General features: G+C 69.1%; 17 protein-coding genes and 1 pseudogene. 7 read left to right on the plus strand and 11 right to left on the minus strand.

What is annotated here, in order from left to right:
- Nucleotides 1–123: 123 nt before the first annotated feature.
- From EDF53_RS04965 to EDF53_RS04980, 4 genes are all read right to left on the minus strand, one after another.
- On the minus strand, nucleotides 124–450 hold the full coding sequence (locus EDF53_RS04965) for a helix-turn-helix domain-containing protein (RefSeq protein WP_221181189.1): 327 nt from the start codon (nucleotides 448–450) through the stop codon (nucleotides 124–126).
- Between the two features lie 416 nt (nucleotides 451–866).
- A complete protein-coding gene (locus tag EDF53_RS04970; RefSeq protein WP_123292535.1) occupies nucleotides 867–1496 on the minus strand; it encodes a hypothetical protein in 630 nt (209 codons plus the stop codon).
- Nucleotides 1496–1801 (minus strand): hypothetical protein, encoded by a 306-nt coding sequence (locus tag EDF53_RS04975; RefSeq protein ID WP_123292536.1) that lies wholly within the window; start codon nucleotides 1799–1801, stop codon nucleotides 1496–1498. Before EDF53_RS04975 ends, EDF53_RS04970 begins: the two co-directional genes overlap by 1 nt.
- Nucleotides 1802–1850: 49 nt before the next feature.
- The gene (locus tag EDF53_RS04980; protein ID WP_148058278.1) at nucleotides 1851–2915 is read right to left on the minus strand and encodes a restriction endonuclease; all 1065 of its coding nucleotides are present in this window, start codon (nucleotides 2913–2915) and stop codon (nucleotides 1851–1853) included.
- A 33-nt stretch (nucleotides 2916–2948) separates the two neighbouring features.
- Between EDF53_RS04980 and EDF53_RS04985 the strand changes: the two genes are divergently transcribed.
- The gene (locus tag EDF53_RS04985; protein WP_123292538.1) at nucleotides 2949–3212 is read left to right on the plus strand and encodes a hypothetical protein; all 264 of its coding nucleotides are present in this window, start codon (nucleotides 2949–2951) and stop codon (nucleotides 3210–3212) included.
- A gap of 6 nt (nucleotides 3213–3218) precedes the next feature.
- On the opposite strand, the gene EDF53_RS04990 is transcribed toward EDF53_RS04985, so the two are convergent.
- From EDF53_RS04990 to EDF53_RS05000, 3 genes are all read right to left on the minus strand, one after another.
- Nucleotides 3219–3893, minus strand: coding sequence for a restriction endonuclease (locus EDF53_RS04990; RefSeq protein ID WP_123292539.1), 675 nt, complete (start codon nucleotides 3891–3893; stop codon nucleotides 3219–3221).
- A 193-nt stretch (nucleotides 3894–4086) separates the two neighbouring features.
- Nucleotides 4087–4644 carry a hypothetical protein gene (locus tag EDF53_RS04995; RefSeq protein ID WP_148058279.1) on the minus strand — a complete coding sequence of 186 codons (558 nt, stop codon included), beginning with the start codon at nucleotides 4642–4644 and terminating at the stop codon, nucleotides 4087–4089.
- A 196-nt stretch (nucleotides 4645–4840) separates the two neighbouring features.
- Entirely contained in the window at nucleotides 4841–6373 is a 1533-nt protein-coding gene (locus tag EDF53_RS05000; RefSeq protein WP_123292541.1) for a recombinase family protein, read from the minus strand.
- A 62-nt stretch (nucleotides 6374–6435) separates the two neighbouring features.
- Between EDF53_RS05000 and EDF53_RS19815 the strand changes: the two are divergent.
- Together EDF53_RS19815 and holA are read left to right on the plus strand one after the other, a co-directional pair.
- Nucleotides 6436–7392, plus strand: a pseudogene (locus EDF53_RS19815) (ComEC/Rec2 family competence protein); the annotation flags it as partial.
- 664 nt (nucleotides 7393–8056) lie between these two features.
- On the plus strand, nucleotides 8057–9076 hold the full coding sequence (gene holA / locus EDF53_RS05010; protein ID WP_123292542.1) for a DNA polymerase III subunit delta: 1020 nt from the start codon (nucleotides 8057–8059) through the stop codon (nucleotides 9074–9076).
- Nucleotides 9077–9293: 217 nt separating this feature from the next.
- Here holA and rpsT read toward each other — a convergent pair whose 3' ends face one another.
- Nucleotides 9294–9554, minus strand: coding sequence for a 30S ribosomal protein S20 (gene rpsT / locus EDF53_RS05015; protein ID WP_111085752.1), 261 nt, complete (start codon nucleotides 9552–9554; stop codon nucleotides 9294–9296).
- Between the two features lie 200 nt (nucleotides 9555–9754).
- Between rpsT and EDF53_RS05020 the strand changes: the two genes are divergently transcribed.
- Together EDF53_RS05020 and lepA are read left to right on the plus strand one after the other, a co-directional pair.
- Nucleotides 9755–10921 carry a pyridoxal phosphate-dependent aminotransferase gene (locus tag EDF53_RS05020; RefSeq protein ID WP_123292543.1) on the plus strand — a complete coding sequence of 389 codons (1167 nt, stop codon included), beginning with the start codon at nucleotides 9755–9757 and terminating at the stop codon, nucleotides 10919–10921.
- A 144-nt stretch (nucleotides 10922–11065) separates the two neighbouring features.
- Nucleotides 11066–12913, plus strand: coding sequence for a translation elongation factor 4 (gene lepA, locus EDF53_RS05025; protein WP_123292544.1), 1848 nt, complete (start codon nucleotides 11066–11068; stop codon nucleotides 12911–12913).
- Nucleotides 12914–12920: 7 nt separating this feature from the next.
- Here lepA and EDF53_RS05030 read toward each other — a convergent pair whose 3' ends face one another.
- The gene (locus EDF53_RS05030) at nucleotides 12921–13412 is read right to left on the minus strand and encodes a hypothetical protein (RefSeq protein ID WP_123292545.1); all 492 of its coding nucleotides are present in this window, start codon (nucleotides 13410–13412) and stop codon (nucleotides 12921–12923) included.
- Between the two features lie 154 nt (nucleotides 13413–13566).
- On the opposite strand from EDF53_RS05030, the gene EDF53_RS05035 reads away from it, so the two are divergent.
- Nucleotides 13567–14214 (plus strand): DUF1990 family protein, encoded by a 648-nt coding sequence (locus EDF53_RS05035; RefSeq protein WP_111085748.1) that lies wholly within the window; start codon nucleotides 13567–13569, stop codon nucleotides 14212–14214.
- 85 nt (nucleotides 14215–14299) lie between these two features.
- Here the strand turns inward: EDF53_RS05035 and EDF53_RS05040 are convergent, their stop codons facing one another.
- Complete coding sequence (locus EDF53_RS05040; RefSeq protein WP_185003103.1) at nucleotides 14300–14992, minus strand: HAD family hydrolase; 693 nt, start codon at nucleotides 14990–14992, stop codon at nucleotides 14300–14302.
- Between the two features lie 28 nt (nucleotides 14993–15020).
- Between EDF53_RS05040 and hemW the strand changes: the two genes are divergently transcribed.
- Entirely contained in the window at nucleotides 15021–16262 is a 1242-nt protein-coding gene (hemW, locus tag EDF53_RS05045; protein ID WP_123292547.1) for a radical SAM family heme chaperone HemW, read from the plus strand.
- A 9-nt stretch (nucleotides 16263–16271) separates the two neighbouring features.
- On the opposite strand, the gene EDF53_RS05050 is transcribed toward hemW, so the two are convergent.
- Nucleotides 16272–16679, minus strand: a complete 408-nt coding sequence (locus tag EDF53_RS05050) for a DUF4870 domain-containing protein (RefSeq protein ID WP_248703468.1) — start codon at nucleotides 16677–16679, stop codon at nucleotides 16272–16274.
- Nucleotides 16680–16752 lie beyond the last annotated feature (73 nt).

The following is a 16752-nucleotide window of genomic DNA, read 5'->3' on the forward strand; positions in this document are numbered from 1 at the left end:
TCGCGGCTCCTAACGAGACCGTAATTGTTCGGGTCTTCTTGGGGGCAGGCGGGACTGGTTCGCGTCCACTCAGCGTCCGCTGACGTCGAACGACGGATGTGGACAATCGAGTGATCAGCTGCATCAGTCGCGAAGGGTCGTCGCGAACGCGCTCAGGATGATCGCACGCTGCTCGGCGCTGAAAGGCGGCGCTTTCGCAGCCACGCGCTTGGCCCACTCCTGCAGGCTCTCTTCCGTCGAGTTCATCTCAACGGGTTCGGCGAACTCGTCGAGGTCGTCAGGTCGGATGTATACGCGACCCTTCGCCTTGACTGCCCGGAGTCCGCCATCCTTGATGTGTCGCCGCAGGGTCGAAACGCCGTATCCGCTCCGTTCAGCGGCTTCCGCGAGCGTCAGGCCGAAGGCGCTGCGGGAATCGGGCAGGCGAGTGTCAGTGATGAGGTCGGTCAATTGATGCTCCGATGTATCTAGAGCACAACGAATGATCAGGAGAAGGAGAGATCAATCAGGCAGTCTGTGGCTGATATCGCGCCCGGCACACGTCAGAGCCGGGATTTAGATCTTTTGGAGTTGTGCGTCCGGCGTCTGCCGAACAGGTAACAGTCAAACAGCATTCGTGAGCAATGGAGAGTACGTTTGCGGGCCAGGTGTCCCCACTTCGGGGGGTACTCGTCGCTGTGGGTGATGCCCGCACCATTCACCTGACATGACCACCAGCTCGGCAAAGTACCGCGGCACAGAGCCGATGTCGCCATCGCTCCGCGACCGTGACCCCGGCGGGCCGGGACGCCCGCTTAGGGGGAACCGAGAGGGCCTGAGTAAGAAGCCCCGCAGCCATCTCGGCCGCGGGGCTTCTGCTCGCTTCGCTACCTCGACCGCCGTCGCTGCAAGAATCCCACCAAGGTAGAAGCCTCGATGCGGATCGCCTCTCGGACGCGATTGCGCAGGGTGGTCATCGTTGCATCGACCTCCTTGAAGTCCTGCCAGACCTTCATCGGAGCGCCCGCGAACTCGTCATCCTCGCCGCCTCTCAAGCGAGCCTCGAAGCCCCGCTCCCAGCGTCGTGCCAGGATCTCTAAGACATCGTTCGCGGCGTCACTCACTGCAACCGGCGCGATCAGCTGCAGCAGCTCGACCTGTTCCTGGACGACACGCATCGCTTCTTCGGTCTGCTCGAGCACGGCGTCAAGGCGCTGTCGCGGGTTGGATGGCCCTAGGCGCGCCAGTTCGAGCTGTGCTCGGGACACCGCTGACGCGATAGCAACGTAGGCCTTCTTCAGGTCGTTGTCCCACTGCCGCTGATCCTCACGTCGGAGTTTCCGACGGTCGCTGAACCACAGCGAAAACAGCGCCCCTCCGGTGGTGATCGAGGCGGCCGCAAGAACGAACGCACCGGTGAGCAGGGGCGTCACCCATCCAGGAGCGCTGTCAGTGATGACGTGTACGTCAAGCGGCGACGGGCTCGGCGTCGGCACCAGCGTCGCAGCCGTGCCCATCACACGCACAGGTACTGCAGGTCCGCGTCGTACTGGAAGCGGAGCTCCTCGTGGCTGTCGAAGTCGACGTTGCCCGAGACGCGGACGGCGTCGTCCTCACCGTTCTCGCGCATCAGGTCGGGCATCGCTTCGGCGCTCGAGGCACCCATGATGAGGGACTGGATGAAGGCCTCAGCCTGCGCCGGCTCGACCTCGCCGAACGACACCTTGCGCCCAGTGCCCTTCTCGCGGAGCCGCAGCCCCTGACGTCCACCCTCGCCCTTGTACGCGTCGATGTAGCACCGCACGCTCGTCGTCTCGGCCATGTCCACCCTCTCCGTGCTCGTCTCCCCGATCCTCGCAGAGAGGTGACGCTCACCACTCGTCGGGGTTAAGACCCTTCGCGCTGAGCGTCTGGGCCGCCGACGATACGGCGACCGCGCGGTCAGTGTCGGTGGCCAACACGAAGAGGGCGACACCCGCCTCCTCAGCGAACGAGAGCCCTGCCGCCGTGTAGCGCCCCGTCGTGAAGAACATCGACTGCTTCTGCTTCACGGTGGCCGCACCGAACAGGTCGCGGATCTCCTTCACGGCGACCGCGCCGGCGTACCGCTTGCACTGAGCGACGAAGTGGTCGCTCGTGATGTCGATGCCGCCGTCGCGCGATCGCTGGGTCACGCGCACGCCAGAAGCGCCCTTGTGCTGCATCCACACGGCGCAGAAGTACTCGTACGCGGACGGCTCGACACGCTCGGCCGTCGGAACAGGGGCGTCGCCGTATCGTGGCCGGCGTGCGAGCCGCTCCATCGTCGACACGAAGGTGCTCTCATCTCCCGAACGGACGAGGCCCTCGATCTCGGAGCGAAACCGTTCCGGGACACCCATGGCGCTGCAGAACGCCGCGGCAGCCGCCTCGTACGCGATCTTGGTCGTCGCATGAGCGCGCTCACGGATGTCGCTCTCGAGTCGGTGCTGGGCACGCTCGGCCGCTTGCTTGGCTGCGGCCCCCTTCGTCGTGTACATCACGGCGCTGATGATCCCGAACCAGACGGCGGCGATCAGCGCGATGATGCCGAAGATCCACGACATCGACAGTCCGATGTAGACGCCGCCTCCGGCCATCACCGCAGCGAGGACCATCCCTGCATACGAACCGCCGTTGTCCGGCGGTTCAATCCACGAGGGGCCGATCTGAGGCGGGTCGATCCTCTGCCCAGCGGCAGCGATGTTATCCAGCTCAGCTCGGACGAAGTGCAGCTGATCGCTTCCAGTCCGAAGACCATCGATCCGACGAACGGCGACGTCTGTGGCTCGCTGCCGAACGGTGTCCTCCCAGCGCACCGGCTGGTTTCTCGGCGGGTGCACACTGTCGATGCTCACGTCGCGAGTATGCCTCAGCGGTCGGACATCGGGATGACGATGACCCGACGATCCCACCACCGATGCGCCTTGTTCCGAACCAGGAAGGACCCCGTGACGATCACCGACCAGCTCACGCCGACCGAGTACGGCTTCCGGGTCCGCGCGACCGACCAGTACGTCATCGACGTCCGCAAGATGCTGTTCAACTGGCGGCTCATCGGCAGCCTCGCCCCCGCGTACGGCATCACCGACCAGCACGGGTTCTGCTACTTCGGCCGGACCGAGGAAGCGCTTCACCGTGCCGTCGCCGCCGGCCTCACATGGGAGGACCCGCTCAACACAGAGCCCGAGGGGTTCGACAAGCAGGCGTTCTGACGGAGGCTACGTGACCTGCTCAGCTTGCCCCGTGACCTCGTCGACCAGGAAGAGCCGCACACCCACACGACGCGCGAAGGCGACCGCGTCTCGGCTGTACGACCCAGTCGTGTAGAACTCCCCGGTCTTGCCCTCACCCTGAGCAGCGCCGTGGAGCTGTTGCACAACCGGTGCGCCGACGGGTCTCCGCTGGCGCTTCACTTGCGCCACAGCATGCCCCGACTCGACGTCGATGCCCCCGTCGTGACTCCCCGAGCGGACGGTGCCATGCATGATCCGGGCGACAGCGTGCTCGAGGTGTCGCCACGCTCGGTCACCCGACGAGGCCGACATCCGGCCTCGTGCGGTCCGATCCGCGCGGGCGTCTGGCGGAAGCGGCTGTCCCGACCAGTTCCACGCCGAGCGCGGCACTGTGAAGCCGCCTGGCGGGGTCGGCAGGAAATGATCATCGAGTTCGTCGTCTTCGGGCTCGACCAGAGCAGCCTGTCGCACGGCGATTCGAGCGACCGCGTTCTTCTGCTCGGGTGACAGGGATGAGGCTCGCGAGCGATTGAGCGCGTCGACGCGTTGCTGCGCGATCGTGAGGGCCTCCACGCCGCTCGCGCCACTGACCTTGACCGCGGCGATGACCTCGTCGACGAACGAACCCAGGTCGACGCCCGCGATCACCAACTGCACCATGGTGCGACAGTAGCGACCCTCAGCGACACGGTCAGCGTTGCGTCTCCCTCAGGAGGCGTCCGGGTCAGCGCCGTCCTGATCGGCGGGCGGCTCCTTGGACGCGTCCATGGCGGACCGAGCCTCGGCGATGGCCTCTCCTGGGAGGACCCGCTTAACCTCGATCCCGAGAGCTCCGACGAGCGGGCGTTCTGACTCATTTGACCCGTCGCCAGATCTCCACGTCCCACTTTCGAGACCGGGGAGGACGCAGCGCTGACTCAGTCGTCAGGTGAAGCTCCACGCTTGTGTCGCCTAGGAGACCCCACGTCCGCCGGCTCCAAGAACGGTCGACGTACTCCGCGCCACCGATTCCCGACAGTTCATCCTCGGCTTCCTTCAGATGCGACAGCAGACCCGTCAACGCCCACATCGCGGCCGTCGGTGCCGTCAATTGCAGTTGGATTGCGTGGCTGCGCACCGTCCTGATCACAGCTTGCAAGTGACCGCGCATCGTCTCGACATCGAGGTCGTGGGAACCGGCGTGTTGCAGCAGTACGAGCAGCGGACCCATCTCCGCGGCGACACCGATGTAGTTGTCCTTCAACTCTCGGTCCCACTGTCGCCGGTCTTCCCGGCATAGCTTTCGGCGATCGCTCAACCACAGGGAGCCCAGAGTGATGAAGGCTGCCGCTAGAACGAAAGCTCCCGTGAGCAGCGGTGGTAGCCACCATGGTGGTGTGTAGGCGGCCGCTGCCGCGATCGTCTGGATCATGGCGTTCCTCGGTCTCGGGTGAGCGCATGTTCGCTGACGACTGGGCCTGAAGCAACAGATCGAGACTCCTGAACCACAGAAGCTTCGCAGTCAGACGGCTGCGGGGCTTCTGCTCTTCGCCCAAGAGGTGGCCGGGGCTGACCTCCCTCCCGCCGGATCTACCCGCGATCCCAGCGCATCCCGCCGGACCACTGGATCAGCGCCACGCAACGACCACGCGATCCCGGTTCGGGCCCTGCTTGCCGCGCCAACCCCGGCCGATTGGCTTCACCATCGGCGTCAGTACAGCGCGGATCAGTCGTCGCTTGTCCTGGAGCTCCATGTCTGGCCAGCGATCTCGAAGGCCCCCCTCCGAGACAAGCCTGGTCACGAGCGGGTCCAGCGTTGACAACTTCCCGAGCCGTGCCCGTGCTGCCTCGATCTGCGGCAGTACTCGTGCTTCCTGATCAGTGATCAGATCGAAACGCATCTGTACGGCGCCCTGGGCACGGACATTCTCGAGGTACTCCTCGTACCCCCTGATCTCGGCCATGAGCGCTTCGCGTTCAACGTCTGCCTTGTCGTCTTCGTCTTCACTGAGAGCGAGGAAGTCTGGCCGCTCGAGCCGTTCGAGAAGAAGCTCGACCACAATCTCGTCGAGCAGCTCCTCCCGCATGCTCACGTGAAATCCCGCTGGTCCAGACGCTCCCGGTGCTTTCGAAGCACCGTCGCAGACGTACGTCTTGTAGGTCACCCGAGGCAGCGGATGCCCATCTGCGTCGAACTTCCGCTTCCCGGCGCTCTGGCGGCCCACGTGGAGCCGACCTCCACATACCGCGCAGATCGCGATGCCTGCGAGCAGATGTTTCGCGGGCCAGTCGTTCGTACGGCGGCGCGACGCCGGATACATCACAGCCTGGAGCTTCTGCCACTCGCCGAAGCCCACGAGTGCCGGCCAGACGGCATCCCCAACAATCTCCCCCTTATGTTCACGTTTACCGGCGTAGGAGGCGGTTGACAGCATCTGCTTGATTGCCGGCGCGGTCCATCCGATCTCGCTGCGATGCTCCGTGCGGCTCGGCCGCCGCGCGGGCACGCCGCGGGTGTTGAGATCTCGGGCAACGGCGCGGAACGAGTCGCCGCCGAGGATTCGGCGAGCGGCCTCTCGCACCACGGCTGCCTGCTCCGGATGCTCCTCGATCCGGAGGAGGCGACGCGTCTGCGGGTCGTAGACGCGGACGTACCCATAAAGGTTCTTACCGTGAGGCGCGCCGCGCTCGGCCGCCGCACGAACGCTCCGCAGCAGCCGCTCGGACGTCTTGTCCGACTCGTACTCGGCGTCGACTGCGTCCTCGAGGAGGCTGCGCCGGTCTCGGGCATTCTTCGGGTCGTACAGCCGGCCGTGCGTGGTGACCCAGATCTGCACCTTCCGCTCTTTGCAGAGGTCGACCAGGTCTACCCACTCGCCGACGCGTCGCGACCCCCGGCTGGACTCCCAGATGGCGAGAACGTCTGCGCCGAAGTCACCAGATTCGAGGTCGTCGATGAGACGCTTGAAGTCCTCGCGCTGCTTCTTGGCGTACCGACTGGCGCTTCGATCGGTGTCCCGATACGGCTCCCCGAGGGCCAGAACCCAGCCCTGCCGCATGATCGCCGCAAGGTTCTCATCGTGTTGCTGATCGGGGCTTTTGCCCTCTCCCGACCGGTCCCGAGACACACGCAGATACTCGCGGACGCTCAGTGTTCCCATATGACCCTCCCTTAACAACTGTATCCGGGGCGAACTGCGCGGTGATCGTCGGCCTCGTCGTGGTGGTCGGGCGACTCTGCGGGATGCCTCGGGGGCTCCGGGCGGCGTCGGCCGTCGCCGTGCTGCTCGCGTTCGTGGTGCTCGTGCGGCCAGACCCGTCGATCGTTCGGGCCACGGTGATGGCGGTCGTCGTGCTGGTCGTGCACCTGTCCGGCCGCCCCGTGCGCGGCGTGCCCCTCATCGCCCTGGCCGCGATCGGCATGCTGGTGGTCGACCCCTGGTTCGCGCGGTCGTTCGGGTTCGCGCTGTCGGTGCTCGCCACGACCGGCATCGTGGTGCTCGGGCCACCGCTCACCAGGCTCCTCGCCCGACGGCTGTGGACCCCGGCGGCCGCCGCCCTCGCCGTGCCGGTGGCAGCACAGGTCGCCTGCTGGCCCGTGACGATCCCGCTGTCCGCGGCGCTGCCGACCTACGCGGTGCCGGCGAACCTGCTGGCCGAGCCCCTGGTACCGATCGTCACCGTCGTCGGCCTCGGTGCGTGTCTGCTCGCGCCGGTCTGGCCGTGGGGTGGGTCGGTGCTGGCAGCCGTCGCCTGGGCCCCCGCGTCGGCGGTCGGGGGCATCGCCCACGGTGCAGCGCTGCTGCCGTACGCGTCGGCGCCGTGGCCGGGTGGGACCGTCGGAGTGGTCGGCGCCGTGGTCGTCAGCGGGTGCCTCGCGGTCGCCGTGCTGAGCACTCCGACGGCGCGGAGCCGCCTGCTGCTCGTCGCGGGAGTCGTCGTCGTGGTCGGTGTCGCCGCCGTCGCGGTTCCTGTGCTGGTCGTGCGCGGTACCGTCCCGCGCGACTGGGCGGTCGCGGCGTGCGACGTCGGACAGGGTGACGCCGTGCTGGTCCGTGGCGGCGACAGCACGGCCCTGATTGACACCGGGGACGACCCGGACCGCCTCCGGGCGTGCCTCGACCTGCTGCGGGTCCGCCGGATCGACCTGCTCGTCCTCACGCACTTCGACCGCGACCACGTCGGGGCGGTCGACGAGGTCGCGGGCATCGTCGACACGGCGCTCGTCGGACCGGTCGGCCGTGCGTCGGACAGCCGCGTCGTGCAGGACCTGCAGCGCGGTGGCGCCGACGTCCGGCAGGCCGACGACCGGGTGTCCGGCGTGCTCGGGCCGCTCGGTTGGCGTGTGGTGTGGCCGCGCGCGGGCAGCCCGGACGCCGGCAACGACGCGAGCATCGTGCTCGTCACCGAGCCGCCGCCAGGTGCCGACTGCCCGACGTGCCTGTCCGGGGTGTTCCTCGGTGACCTGGGGGAGACCGCGCAGCGTCGGGTCCGCTCCGGCGGTGCGCTGCCAACAGACCCCGTCGACATCGTGAAGGTCTCGCACCACGGTTCGGCCGACCAGGACCCGCTGCTGTACCGGCAGCTCGCGGCCCGTGTCGGACTCGTCGGCGTCGGCGCGGACAACACCTACGGCCACCCGACTCGGTCGGCGCTGTCGATGCTCGCATCGTCGGGGACCGCCGCGTACCGGACCGACGAACTCGGCACCGTCGTGGTGGGTCGGGCGGCGGCCGACGACCTGCGGGTGTGGACGGAGCGCACGCCATCGGTGGCCGCCCGTAGGATCGTCGGAGCACTCGTCGCACCGGCACCGTCCGGGTCGGCACCACCGGAAGGACCGCATGCCCGCCAAGAAGCCCGCGCGCGCCGCAGCGAAGATCGACCAAGTCCCCTGGTCGGGGATCCGGCCGGCCCCGGTCGTGCTCGTCACCGGGCCCGAGGCGTTCCTGGCCGACCGGGCCAGCAGTGTGCTCAAGGACCTGCTCGTGGGCGAGGACCCGGCGCTCGAGGTGCACGACCTCGAGGCCGACCAGTACGCTCCCGGGCTGCTCGCGACCCTCGCCAGCCCGTCGTTGTTCGGCGAGCCGCGGCTCGTGCGGGTCACCAACGTCGAGAAGTGCACCGACGCCTTCATCACCGAGACCATCTCGTACCTGCAGGCCCCGGCCGACGACGTCACCCTGGTGCTCCGGCACGGCGGCGGGGTGCGTGGCAAGAAGCTGCTCGACACGATCCGCAGCGGGGTCGGCGGCGGGGTCGAGGTCCTGTGCGACGAACTCAAGCGCGAGACCGACCGCATCGACTTCGTGAACGCCGAGTTCCGCGCCGCCCGACGCAAGATCGCGCCGTCGGCGGTCCGCACCCTCGTGGTCGCCTTCGCGGACGACCTGGCCGAGCTCGCCGCCGCGTGCCGGCAGCTCCTGGCGGACGAAGCGCAGGAGATCACCGACAAGGTCGTCGACAAGTACTACGGCGGCCGCGTCGAGACGAACGCGTTCAAGGTGGCCGACATCGCCCTGGCCGGACGGTCCGCTCCGGCGATCGTCGAGTTGCGGCACGCGCTGGCGACGGGCGAAGCACCGGTGCCGATCGTCGCGGCGTTCGCGAGCAAGATCCGCACGATGGCGAAGGTCAGCGCGTTCCGCGGGCCGAGCGGTCAGGCGGCGTCGGCGCTCGGCATGGCCCCGTGGCAGGTGCAGCGCGCGCAGCGTGACGTCGCCTCGTGGAGCGAGACGGGTCTCGCGAACGCGATCACGAGCATCGCCGAGGCGGACACCGCGGTGAAGGGCGGCTCGCGCGACGCGCACTACGCACTCGAGGTCATGGTCCGCACCATCGCCCGACGCGGCGAGGCGCGCTGAGGCGACCCGCGCCTCCCGGTCGTCGCGCGCTCGTCGCGCGCCCACACCCGCGCACTTGGTGAGCAGAAATGGTCGAGTGCCGACCGGCCACTCGACCATTTCTGCTCACGAAGCGTGCGGCCCGCCGCCGCGCCCACGCCGCCCACGCCCAACACCCCCGCACACGACGAAGGCCCCACACCGTTCGGTGCGGGGCCTTCGTGCAGCGCTCAGGAGATCAGAGCGACGCAACCTTCTTCGCGATGGCCGACTTGCGGTTCGCGGCCTGGTTGCGGTGGATGACACCCTTGCTCACGGCCTTGTCGAGCTTCTTCGACGCGGTGGCCAGGGCAGCAACGGCCTTGTCCTTGTCGCCAGCGGCAACGGCGTCGTTGGTGTGACGGATGAACGTCTTCAGCTCCGACTTGTAGGCCTTGTTGCGCTCGGTGGCCTTGAGGTTGGTCTTGATGCGCTTGATCTGCGACTTGATGTTCGCCATGTGTAGCTCCTGCTTCGTCTCGTACGGGTGGGCGCGACCGCGGGGTAGAGGGGCCCTCGGTCGCATCGCGTTCCACCCGTGGGCGGGGAACGCGCAAGCCAGCCACCAACATTACCAGGCGAACGGCCCGCCACCAAAGCACGAAACACCGCTGGATCGGCGTGATCTCGCGGCAACACGCACCGGATACGGTGTCGGGCATGCCATCCCTCGCTCCTCGGATCGACACCGTGCCCGCCTCCGGCATCCGGAGGGTCTTCGAGCAGGCAGCGCTGCTGCAGTCCGCCGGCACCCCGGTCACGATGCTCGTGATCGGCGAACCGGACGTGCCCGTGGCGCCGCACATCGGTGACGCGGCCCGTCGCGCGTGGACCGAGGACCGCACCGACTACACGCCGAACGGCGGCATCGCACCCCTGCGCGAGGCGATCCGCGACAAGCTCCGCCGCGAGAACCGCATCGAGGCCGACCTCGAACAGATCTGGATGACGATCGGTGCGACGCAGGCCCTGTTCCAGGCGATGACGCTGACGCTGAGCCCCGGCGACGAGGTCCTGGTGCCGGACCCCGGCTACACGACCTTCACGATGAACGCGCACATCCTCGGGGCCACGCCGGTGCCGTACCGGCTCGAACCGCAGCACGGGTTCGAACCCGACCTCGAGGCACTCGAGGCGAGCGTCACCGAGCGCACCCGCGTGCTCGTGGTGAACTCGCCGTCGAACCCGCTCGGCTCGGTGTTCGGCGAGGACACCCTGCGCGCGCTGCTCTCCTTCGCGAAGCGGCACGACCTGTGGGTGATCAGCGACGAGGTCTACGAGTACTTCACCTACGGCACCCGCCACGTCAGCCTGGCTGCGCTCGACGAGGACGACCGGGTGTTCTCCGCGTTCTCGCTGAGCAAGACCTACGCGATGACGGGCGTCCGGGTGGGGTACCTCGTCACGCCGAAGGGCCTCGGGCCGACGATGCGCACCACGCAGGAGGCGATGATCAGCTGCGTCGCCGAGCCCGACCAGTACGCGGCGCTGGCGGCGATCGTGGGGGACCACTCCGCGGTCCGCGACGCCCGCGAGCACTACCGGGCGAACCTCGAGGTCGCGAAGGAGGTCCTCGACGCCGCCGGGATCCGGTACCTCGACCCGCGCGGCGCCTTCTACCTCTGGGTCGACGTGTCGCACGCCTCGGACGGCGACGTCGCGGCGTGGGCGCTCGGCCTCCTGCAGCGCGAGGCCGTCGCGGTCGCGCCCGGCAGCGCGTTCGGCCGCACCGGCGAGGGCTGGATCCGCGTCTGCCTGGCCGCCACCCCCGACGACCTGCGGCGCGGCCTGGGCGCGTTGCCGGCGCCGGCGCACGCTTCCGTCTGACGGCGGCGACCGTCCGGACCGGGGCGGGTGACGCACGGGAGGCCCGCCCCGCGTTCCGCATCGCACGTCGCGCAGCCGCGCCGTGCCTCCAGAGCGGGTGAAGCATGGGAGACTGGGCCGACCGTCCGACCCACCTGAGGAACCGTGAGCCCACAAGCATCCGCTCCGCTCGAGCCCGCCGCGACCCCGGCCGGCGCGATCCGCAACTTCTGCATCATCGCGCACATCGACCACGGCAAGTCCACGCTGGCCGACCGCATGCTGCAGATGACCGGCGTCGTCGAGGAGCGCGCGATGCGCGCGCAGTACCTCGACCGCATGGACATCGAGCGCGAGCGCGGCATCACGATCAAGTCGCAGGCCGTCCGCATGCCGTGGGAGCTCGACGGTGAGACCTTCGCGCTCAACATGATCGACACCCCCGGGCACGTCGACTTCTCGTACGAGGTCTCGCGGTCCCTGGCAGCGTGCGAGGGCGCGATCCTGCTCGTCGACGCCGCCCAGGGCATCGAGGCGCAGACGCTGGCGAACCTGTACCTGGCGCTCGAGAACGACCTCGAGATCATCCCGGTCCTCAACAAGATCGACCTGCCGGCAGCCGAACCCGAGAAGTACGCGGCCGAGCTCGCGCAGCTGATCGGCGGCAAGCCGGAGGACGTCCTGCGCGTCTCGGGCAAGACGGGCGTCGGCGTCCCCGAGCTCCTCGACCTGGTGGTCCGGCGTGTGCCGGCACCGGTCGGCGACGTCGAGGCCGCGCCCCGCGCGATGATCTTCGACTCGGTCTACGACAGCTACCGCGGCGTCGTCACGTACATCCGGATGATCGACGGCTCGATCAAGCCGCGCGAGAAGGTCCAGATGATGTCGACCAAGTCGACGCACGAGATCCTCGAGATCGGGGTGTCGAGCCCCGAGCCGATCCCGACGAAGGGGCTCTCCGTCGGCGAGGTCGGCTACCTGATCACCGGCGTGAAGGACGTCCGCCAGTCCAAGGTCGGCGACACCGTCACGAGCGCGCAGAAGCCCGCGACCGAGGCCCTGCCTGGCTACACGGACCCGAAGCCGATGGTGTTCTCGGGCCTGTACCCGATCGACGGGTCGGACTACCCGGACCTCCGCGACGCGCTCGACAAGCTCAAGCTCTCCGACGCGGCGCTGGTCTACGAGCCCGAGACGTCCGTGGCGCTCGGCTTCGGCTTCCGCTGCGGGTTCCTCGGCCTGCTGCACCTCGAGATCATCACCGAGCGGCTCTCGCGCGAGTTCGGCCTCGACCTCATCACGACCGCGCCCAGCGTGATCTACGAGGTCACGAACGAGGACAACTCCGTGACCGAGGTCACGAACCCGTCCGAGTTCCCCGGCGGCCGCATCGTCGAGGTCCGCGAGCCCATGGTCCGCGCGGCGATCCTCGCCCCGAAGGACTACGTCGGCGCGATCATGGAGCTGTGCCAGTCGCGCCGCGGCTCGCTGCTCGGCATGGAGTACCTCGGCGAGGACCGCGTCGAGATCCGCTACGAGATGCCCCTCGGCGAGATCGTGTTCGACTTCTTCGACCAGCTGAAGAGCAAGACGCAGGGCTACGCGTCGCTCGACTACGAGCCCATCGGCGACCAGGCGGCCGACCTCGTCAAGGTCGACATCCTGCTGCAGGGCGACCAGGTCGACGCGTTCAGTGCGATCGTGCACCGCGACAAGGCCTACGCCTACGGCACGCTGATGACCGAGCGGCTGCGCAAGCTCATCCCGCGCCAGCAGTTCGAGGTTCCGATCCAGGCGGCCATCGGCGCGCGGATCATCGCCCGCGAGAGCATCCGAGCGATGCGCAAGGACGTCCTGGCGAAGTGCTACGGCGGTGACATCACCCGAAAGCGCAAGCTCCTCGAGAAGCAGAAGGAGGGCAAGAAGCGCATGAAGACCATCGGCCGGGTCGAGGTCCCGCAGGAAGCCTTCATCGCCGCGCTCTCCGGCGACGTGGAAGAGAAGAAGAAGTAGCGACGGGTCAGCGGGTCCGAGCGGCCCGCGCCCGCAGCACGGCCAGGCAGAGGGCCGGGAGGCTCGCGGCGGCCAGTCCCGCCAGTGCGGTCCGCAGGATGACCAGCCCGGCGGCCGCACCGAAGTCCGTCTGCTGGGTCGCGGCGATCCCGGATACGACGGCGCCGAGGGCCAGGGCGATCGTCACGGCGCCGAGCCACTGCGGCATCCGCGTGGCCCGGTGCCGCCGCACGGCGGACACGAGGCTGGCGCCGAACAGCAGGACCCCGGCTCCGGCGCAGCACGCACCGACCGCGGCGATCGCGTTCGCGGTGTCGAAGGTGTCCCACTGCGCGGCCGGCACGGTGACGTACCGCGTCGACGAGCCGATGCTCGCCGTCGTCGCGTCGACGAGGACACGCGCGAGTGCGGCGGCGCCGAAGGCGACGAGCGTGAGCGCGGCGAGCGTCGCGGTCCGACGGTCGACGGACCGCCAGGGCGCGGGGGTGGAGCGGGGCACGCTGCAACGATAGGGGCGGGGCGGGCGGGTGTCGGGCCTCCAGTTCGGGGTGCACGCGAACCCGACGACGCGACCCGGCCGACGCGACCTGGCCGACGCGACCTGAGCGGTGATCGGTTCGATCCGACGGGGCAGGCGCAAGTAGGCTGACGGCATGAGCATCCGCGGGAGCTACCGGACCGCCCTGACCTACGGCGCGGTGGGGGCGACCCAGGCGTCGGACCTCATGACGTACCCGCCCGAGGGGTTCACCCCCACCGAGTCGCGTGCCCGGATCGGGCACGGCGACCAGCGGTTCGAGACTGCGGTGACGCAGGCCCTGACGTGGCAGATCCAGGAGCGCAGCGGCATCCGCGTGCGCGTCGAGGAACAGCCCGACGACGACGAGGTCCGGTACAACCCGGTGACGTTCGACGACGACGGTGTCCCGATCGCCCCGGCCTCGATCGGCACGCCCCGGGTCGAGAAGTTCGCGCCGGACGGCACCCCGCTGGTGACCGCCGGCACGTCGGCGACGCTCACGATGCACGCCTTCGGGCGGACGGTGCAGGCGCCCGTGCGGGTCGTGTCGATCATCGACGAGCACGACCGCAAGGGCTTCGCGTACGGCACGCTCGAGGGGCACCCGCTCTCCGGCGAGGAGTCGTTCGTCGTCGAGCGCACGTCGGACGGTTCCGTGTGGCTGCAGATCCGGCAGTTCTCGCAGCCGTCGAGCCGGAAGTGGCAGTTCGTCGCGCCGCTGCTGCGACGGCAGCAGAAGGTGATGGCGGAGCAGTACCTGGCGGCGCTGCGGGGCGACTAGCGGGGAGCGCGTGCTTGCGAGCGCTTGCGTGCGTGTGCATGCGTGCGTGCTTGCGTGCGTGTGCTTTGTGCGCGTGCGCGCCGGGTCAGCGCAGTGGCGGCAGCGCCGCGATGGCGTCCTCGATCAGCGCGGCGTCGACCCGGCAGTCCCGCGCGACCGTGACCGCGTTGGTGACCCGCAGCGCCTCGACGTCGAACACCCCGGTGGCGACCGCCAGGAAGGGGATGCCGGCGGCGTCCGCGGCCTCGCCGTCACGCGGGGTGTCGCCGACGATCACCGCACGGGTGCCGGCGAGCTCCGCCGCCGCACGGGTGGTGACGTCCGCACGCTCCACCTCGGTGTCGCCGAAGTAGGAGTGGTCCCAGTCGAACAGGCCCTCGTCGAACCCGGCACCGGCCAGCTTGACGCGTGCGCGGTACTCGGAGTTGCCGGTGAGCAGGCCGTTCCGCCACCCGAGCTCCGCGAAGCGGGTGAGCAGCGCGGTGGCACCGGGGACGGGGGACCGGTGGTCGCCCGAGGCGTGCCGCTCGGCGGTGAGGTCGCGCAGGTGGCCGCTGACCGTCGGGATGATCGTGTCCTCGAACGCGTGGGCACGGACGTGCTCGGCGATGAGTCCGGCATCGGTCCGACCGTGCTGGTGCCCGACGCGCAGGGTGAGGTCGCGGCCGACCGCACGCTCGAGCGCGAGGTGGTAGAGGTTGCCCGGGGACGACGCGTTCATCACGAGGGTGCCGTCGATGTCCCACAGGACCGTGGTGGGGACGGGGTGGTGCTCCATGCGTCCATCATGACGGACAATGGACTCCATGCCGAGTGCTCTCCCGATCGCCGATCCGGCACCCGCTGACGGACTGATCGTGCCGAGAGCCGCGGCGGGCTCCGCCGCCGGTTCCGACCCGGCGGCCGTACCGTTCGGGGTCTACGTCCACGTGCCGTTCTGCCGGGTGCGCTGCGGCTACTGCGACTTCAACACGTACACGGCGTCCGAGCTCCGCGGCGTGCGCCGCGACGACTACGCCGGCCACGCCGTGCGGGAGATCGAGTGGGCCGCGACCGTGCTCGACCGCTCCGGCGTCCCGCGCCGGCCCGTGTCGACCGTGTTCTTCGGTGGCGGGACCCCGACGATGCTGCCGGCGTCCGACCTGGCGATGATCCTGCGGGCCATCGACGACACGTGGGGGATCCTGCCCGGCGCCGAGGTCACGACCGAGGCGAACCCGGACTCGGTCGACGCGTCCTCGTTGCAGACGCTGCGCGAGGGTGGGTTCAACCGGATCAGCTACGGCATGCAGTCCGCGGTCCCGCACGTCCTCGCGACCCTCGACCGCACGCACGACCCGTTGCGCGTGCCGGTCGTCGTCGACCTCGCGAAGCAGCAGGGGCTCGACGTCTCCCTCGACCTCATCTACTCGACACCGGGGGAGTCCCTCGACGACTGGCGCACCTCGCTCGACGCCGCGCTGGCCTGCGAGCCCGACCACGTGTCGGCGTACTCGCTCATCGTCGAGGACGGCACCGCCATGGGCCGCATGGTGGCGCGCGGGGAGCTCCCCGCCCCCGACGACGACCTGGCCGCCGACATGTACGAGCTCGCCGACCAGGTGCTCGGCGACGCCGGGTACTCCTGGTACGAGGTGTCGAACTGGGCCCGCGGCGACGCGCACGCGAGTCGCCACAACCTGTCCTACTGGAAGGGCCACGACTGGTGGGGTGTCGGCCCCGGCGCGCACTCCGCGGTCGCCGGCACGCGCTGGTGGAACGTGAAGCACCCGGCCGCGTACGCGAACCGGGTGCTGTCCGGCGAGTCGCCGGCCGCCGGGCGCGAGGTCATCGACGATGAGACCCGCTACGTCGAGCGTCTGCTCCTCGCCGCGCGGGTCCGCGGGGAGCTCGCGACGAGCGAGATCCGCCAGGAGGCCCGTGGCCGGGTCGCCGGCCTCATCGCACGCGGTCTCGTGGACGGGTCGGCCGCGGTGCGGGGACGCATCGACCTGACCCTGCAGGGTCGCCTGCTGGCCGACGCGGTGGTGCGGGAGCTGCTGGACTGACCGGCGTCCCTACTGCTTGATGAACTCGATCGACAGGGGGTAGCGGTAGAACTGGCCCTGGTTCGCGGCGACCGCCGCCATGATGCCGAAGACGATCGTCAGGATCGCGATGATCGGGAGCAACAGTGCCCCGATCAGTGCGAGCGTGAGGATCCCCGATACCACGTAGGCGATGCCCATCGTGATGTGGAAGTTCAGTGCGACCCGGGTGTGCTCGCGGATGAAGCCGCCGCGGTCGCGCAGCACCAGGTACGCCACGAGCGGGGCGACGAAGTTGAAGAAGATCCCGCCGATGTGGGTCAGCGTGGCCCAGAGGCGCTGGTCCTCCGGGCTCATCGGCTGCGGCGGGGTGTACCCGCCCGGGTACTGGGGCCCGTTGGGGTTCTGCGGGCCACCGGGCTGCTGTCCGTAGGTCATGCCGGAAGCGTATCGGGGGTGCAGTCGTGCGGGCGTAGGATCAGCAGTCGACACGTCCGAGTGCCAGGTCGAC

The organism is Curtobacterium sp. PhB78, assembly GCF_003751685.1.
Lineage (GTDB): Bacteria > Actinomycetota > Actinomycetes > Actinomycetales > Microbacteriaceae > Curtobacterium.

What these genes read in the sequence shown, in the direction of transcription:
- EDF53_RS04970 (WP_123292535.1), bottom strand. Translation starts at nt 1,496, where the DNA reads ATGGGCACGGCTGCGACGCTGGTGCCGACGCCGAGCCCGTCGCCGCTT.
- EDF53_RS04975 (WP_123292536.1), bottom strand. Translation starts at nt 1,801, where the DNA reads ATGGCCGAGACGACGAGCGTGCGGTGCTACATCGACGCGTACAAGGGC.
- EDF53_RS04990 (WP_123292539.1), bottom strand. Translation starts at nt 3,893, where the DNA reads ATGGTGCAGTTGGTGATCGCGGGCGTCGACCTGGGTTCGTTCGTCGAC.
- EDF53_RS04995 (WP_148058279.1), bottom strand. Translation starts at nt 4,644, where the DNA reads ATGATCCAGACGATCGCGGCAGCGGCCGCCTACACACCACCATGGTGG.
- EDF53_RS05000 (WP_123292541.1), bottom strand. Translation starts at nt 6,373, where the DNA reads ATGGGAACACTGAGCGTCCGCGAGTATCTGCGTGTGTCTCGGGACCGG.
- holA (WP_123292542.1), top strand. Translation starts at nt 8,057, where the DNA reads ATGCCCGCCAAGAAGCCCGCGCGCGCCGCAGCGAAGATCGACCAAGTC.
- rpsT (WP_111085752.1), bottom strand. Translation starts at nt 9,554, where the DNA reads ATGGCGAACATCAAGTCGCAGATCAAGCGCATCAAGACCAACCTCAAG.
- EDF53_RS05020 (WP_123292543.1), top strand. Translation starts at nt 9,755, where the DNA reads ATGCCATCCCTCGCTCCTCGGATCGACACCGTGCCCGCCTCCGGCATC.
- EDF53_RS05035 (WP_111085748.1), top strand. Translation starts at nt 13,567, where the DNA reads ATGAGCATCCGCGGGAGCTACCGGACCGCCCTGACCTACGGCGCGGTG.
- EDF53_RS05040 (WP_185003103.1), bottom strand. Translation starts at nt 14,992, where the DNA reads ATGGAGCACCACCCCGTCCCCACCACGGTCCTGTGGGACATCGACGGC.
- hemW (WP_123292547.1), top strand. Translation starts at nt 15,021, where the DNA reads ATGCCGAGTGCTCTCCCGATCGCCGATCCGGCACCCGCTGACGGACTG.
- EDF53_RS05050 (WP_248703468.1), bottom strand. Translation starts at nt 16,679, where the DNA reads ATGACCTACGGACAGCAGCCCGGTGGCCCGCAGAACCCCAACGGGCCC.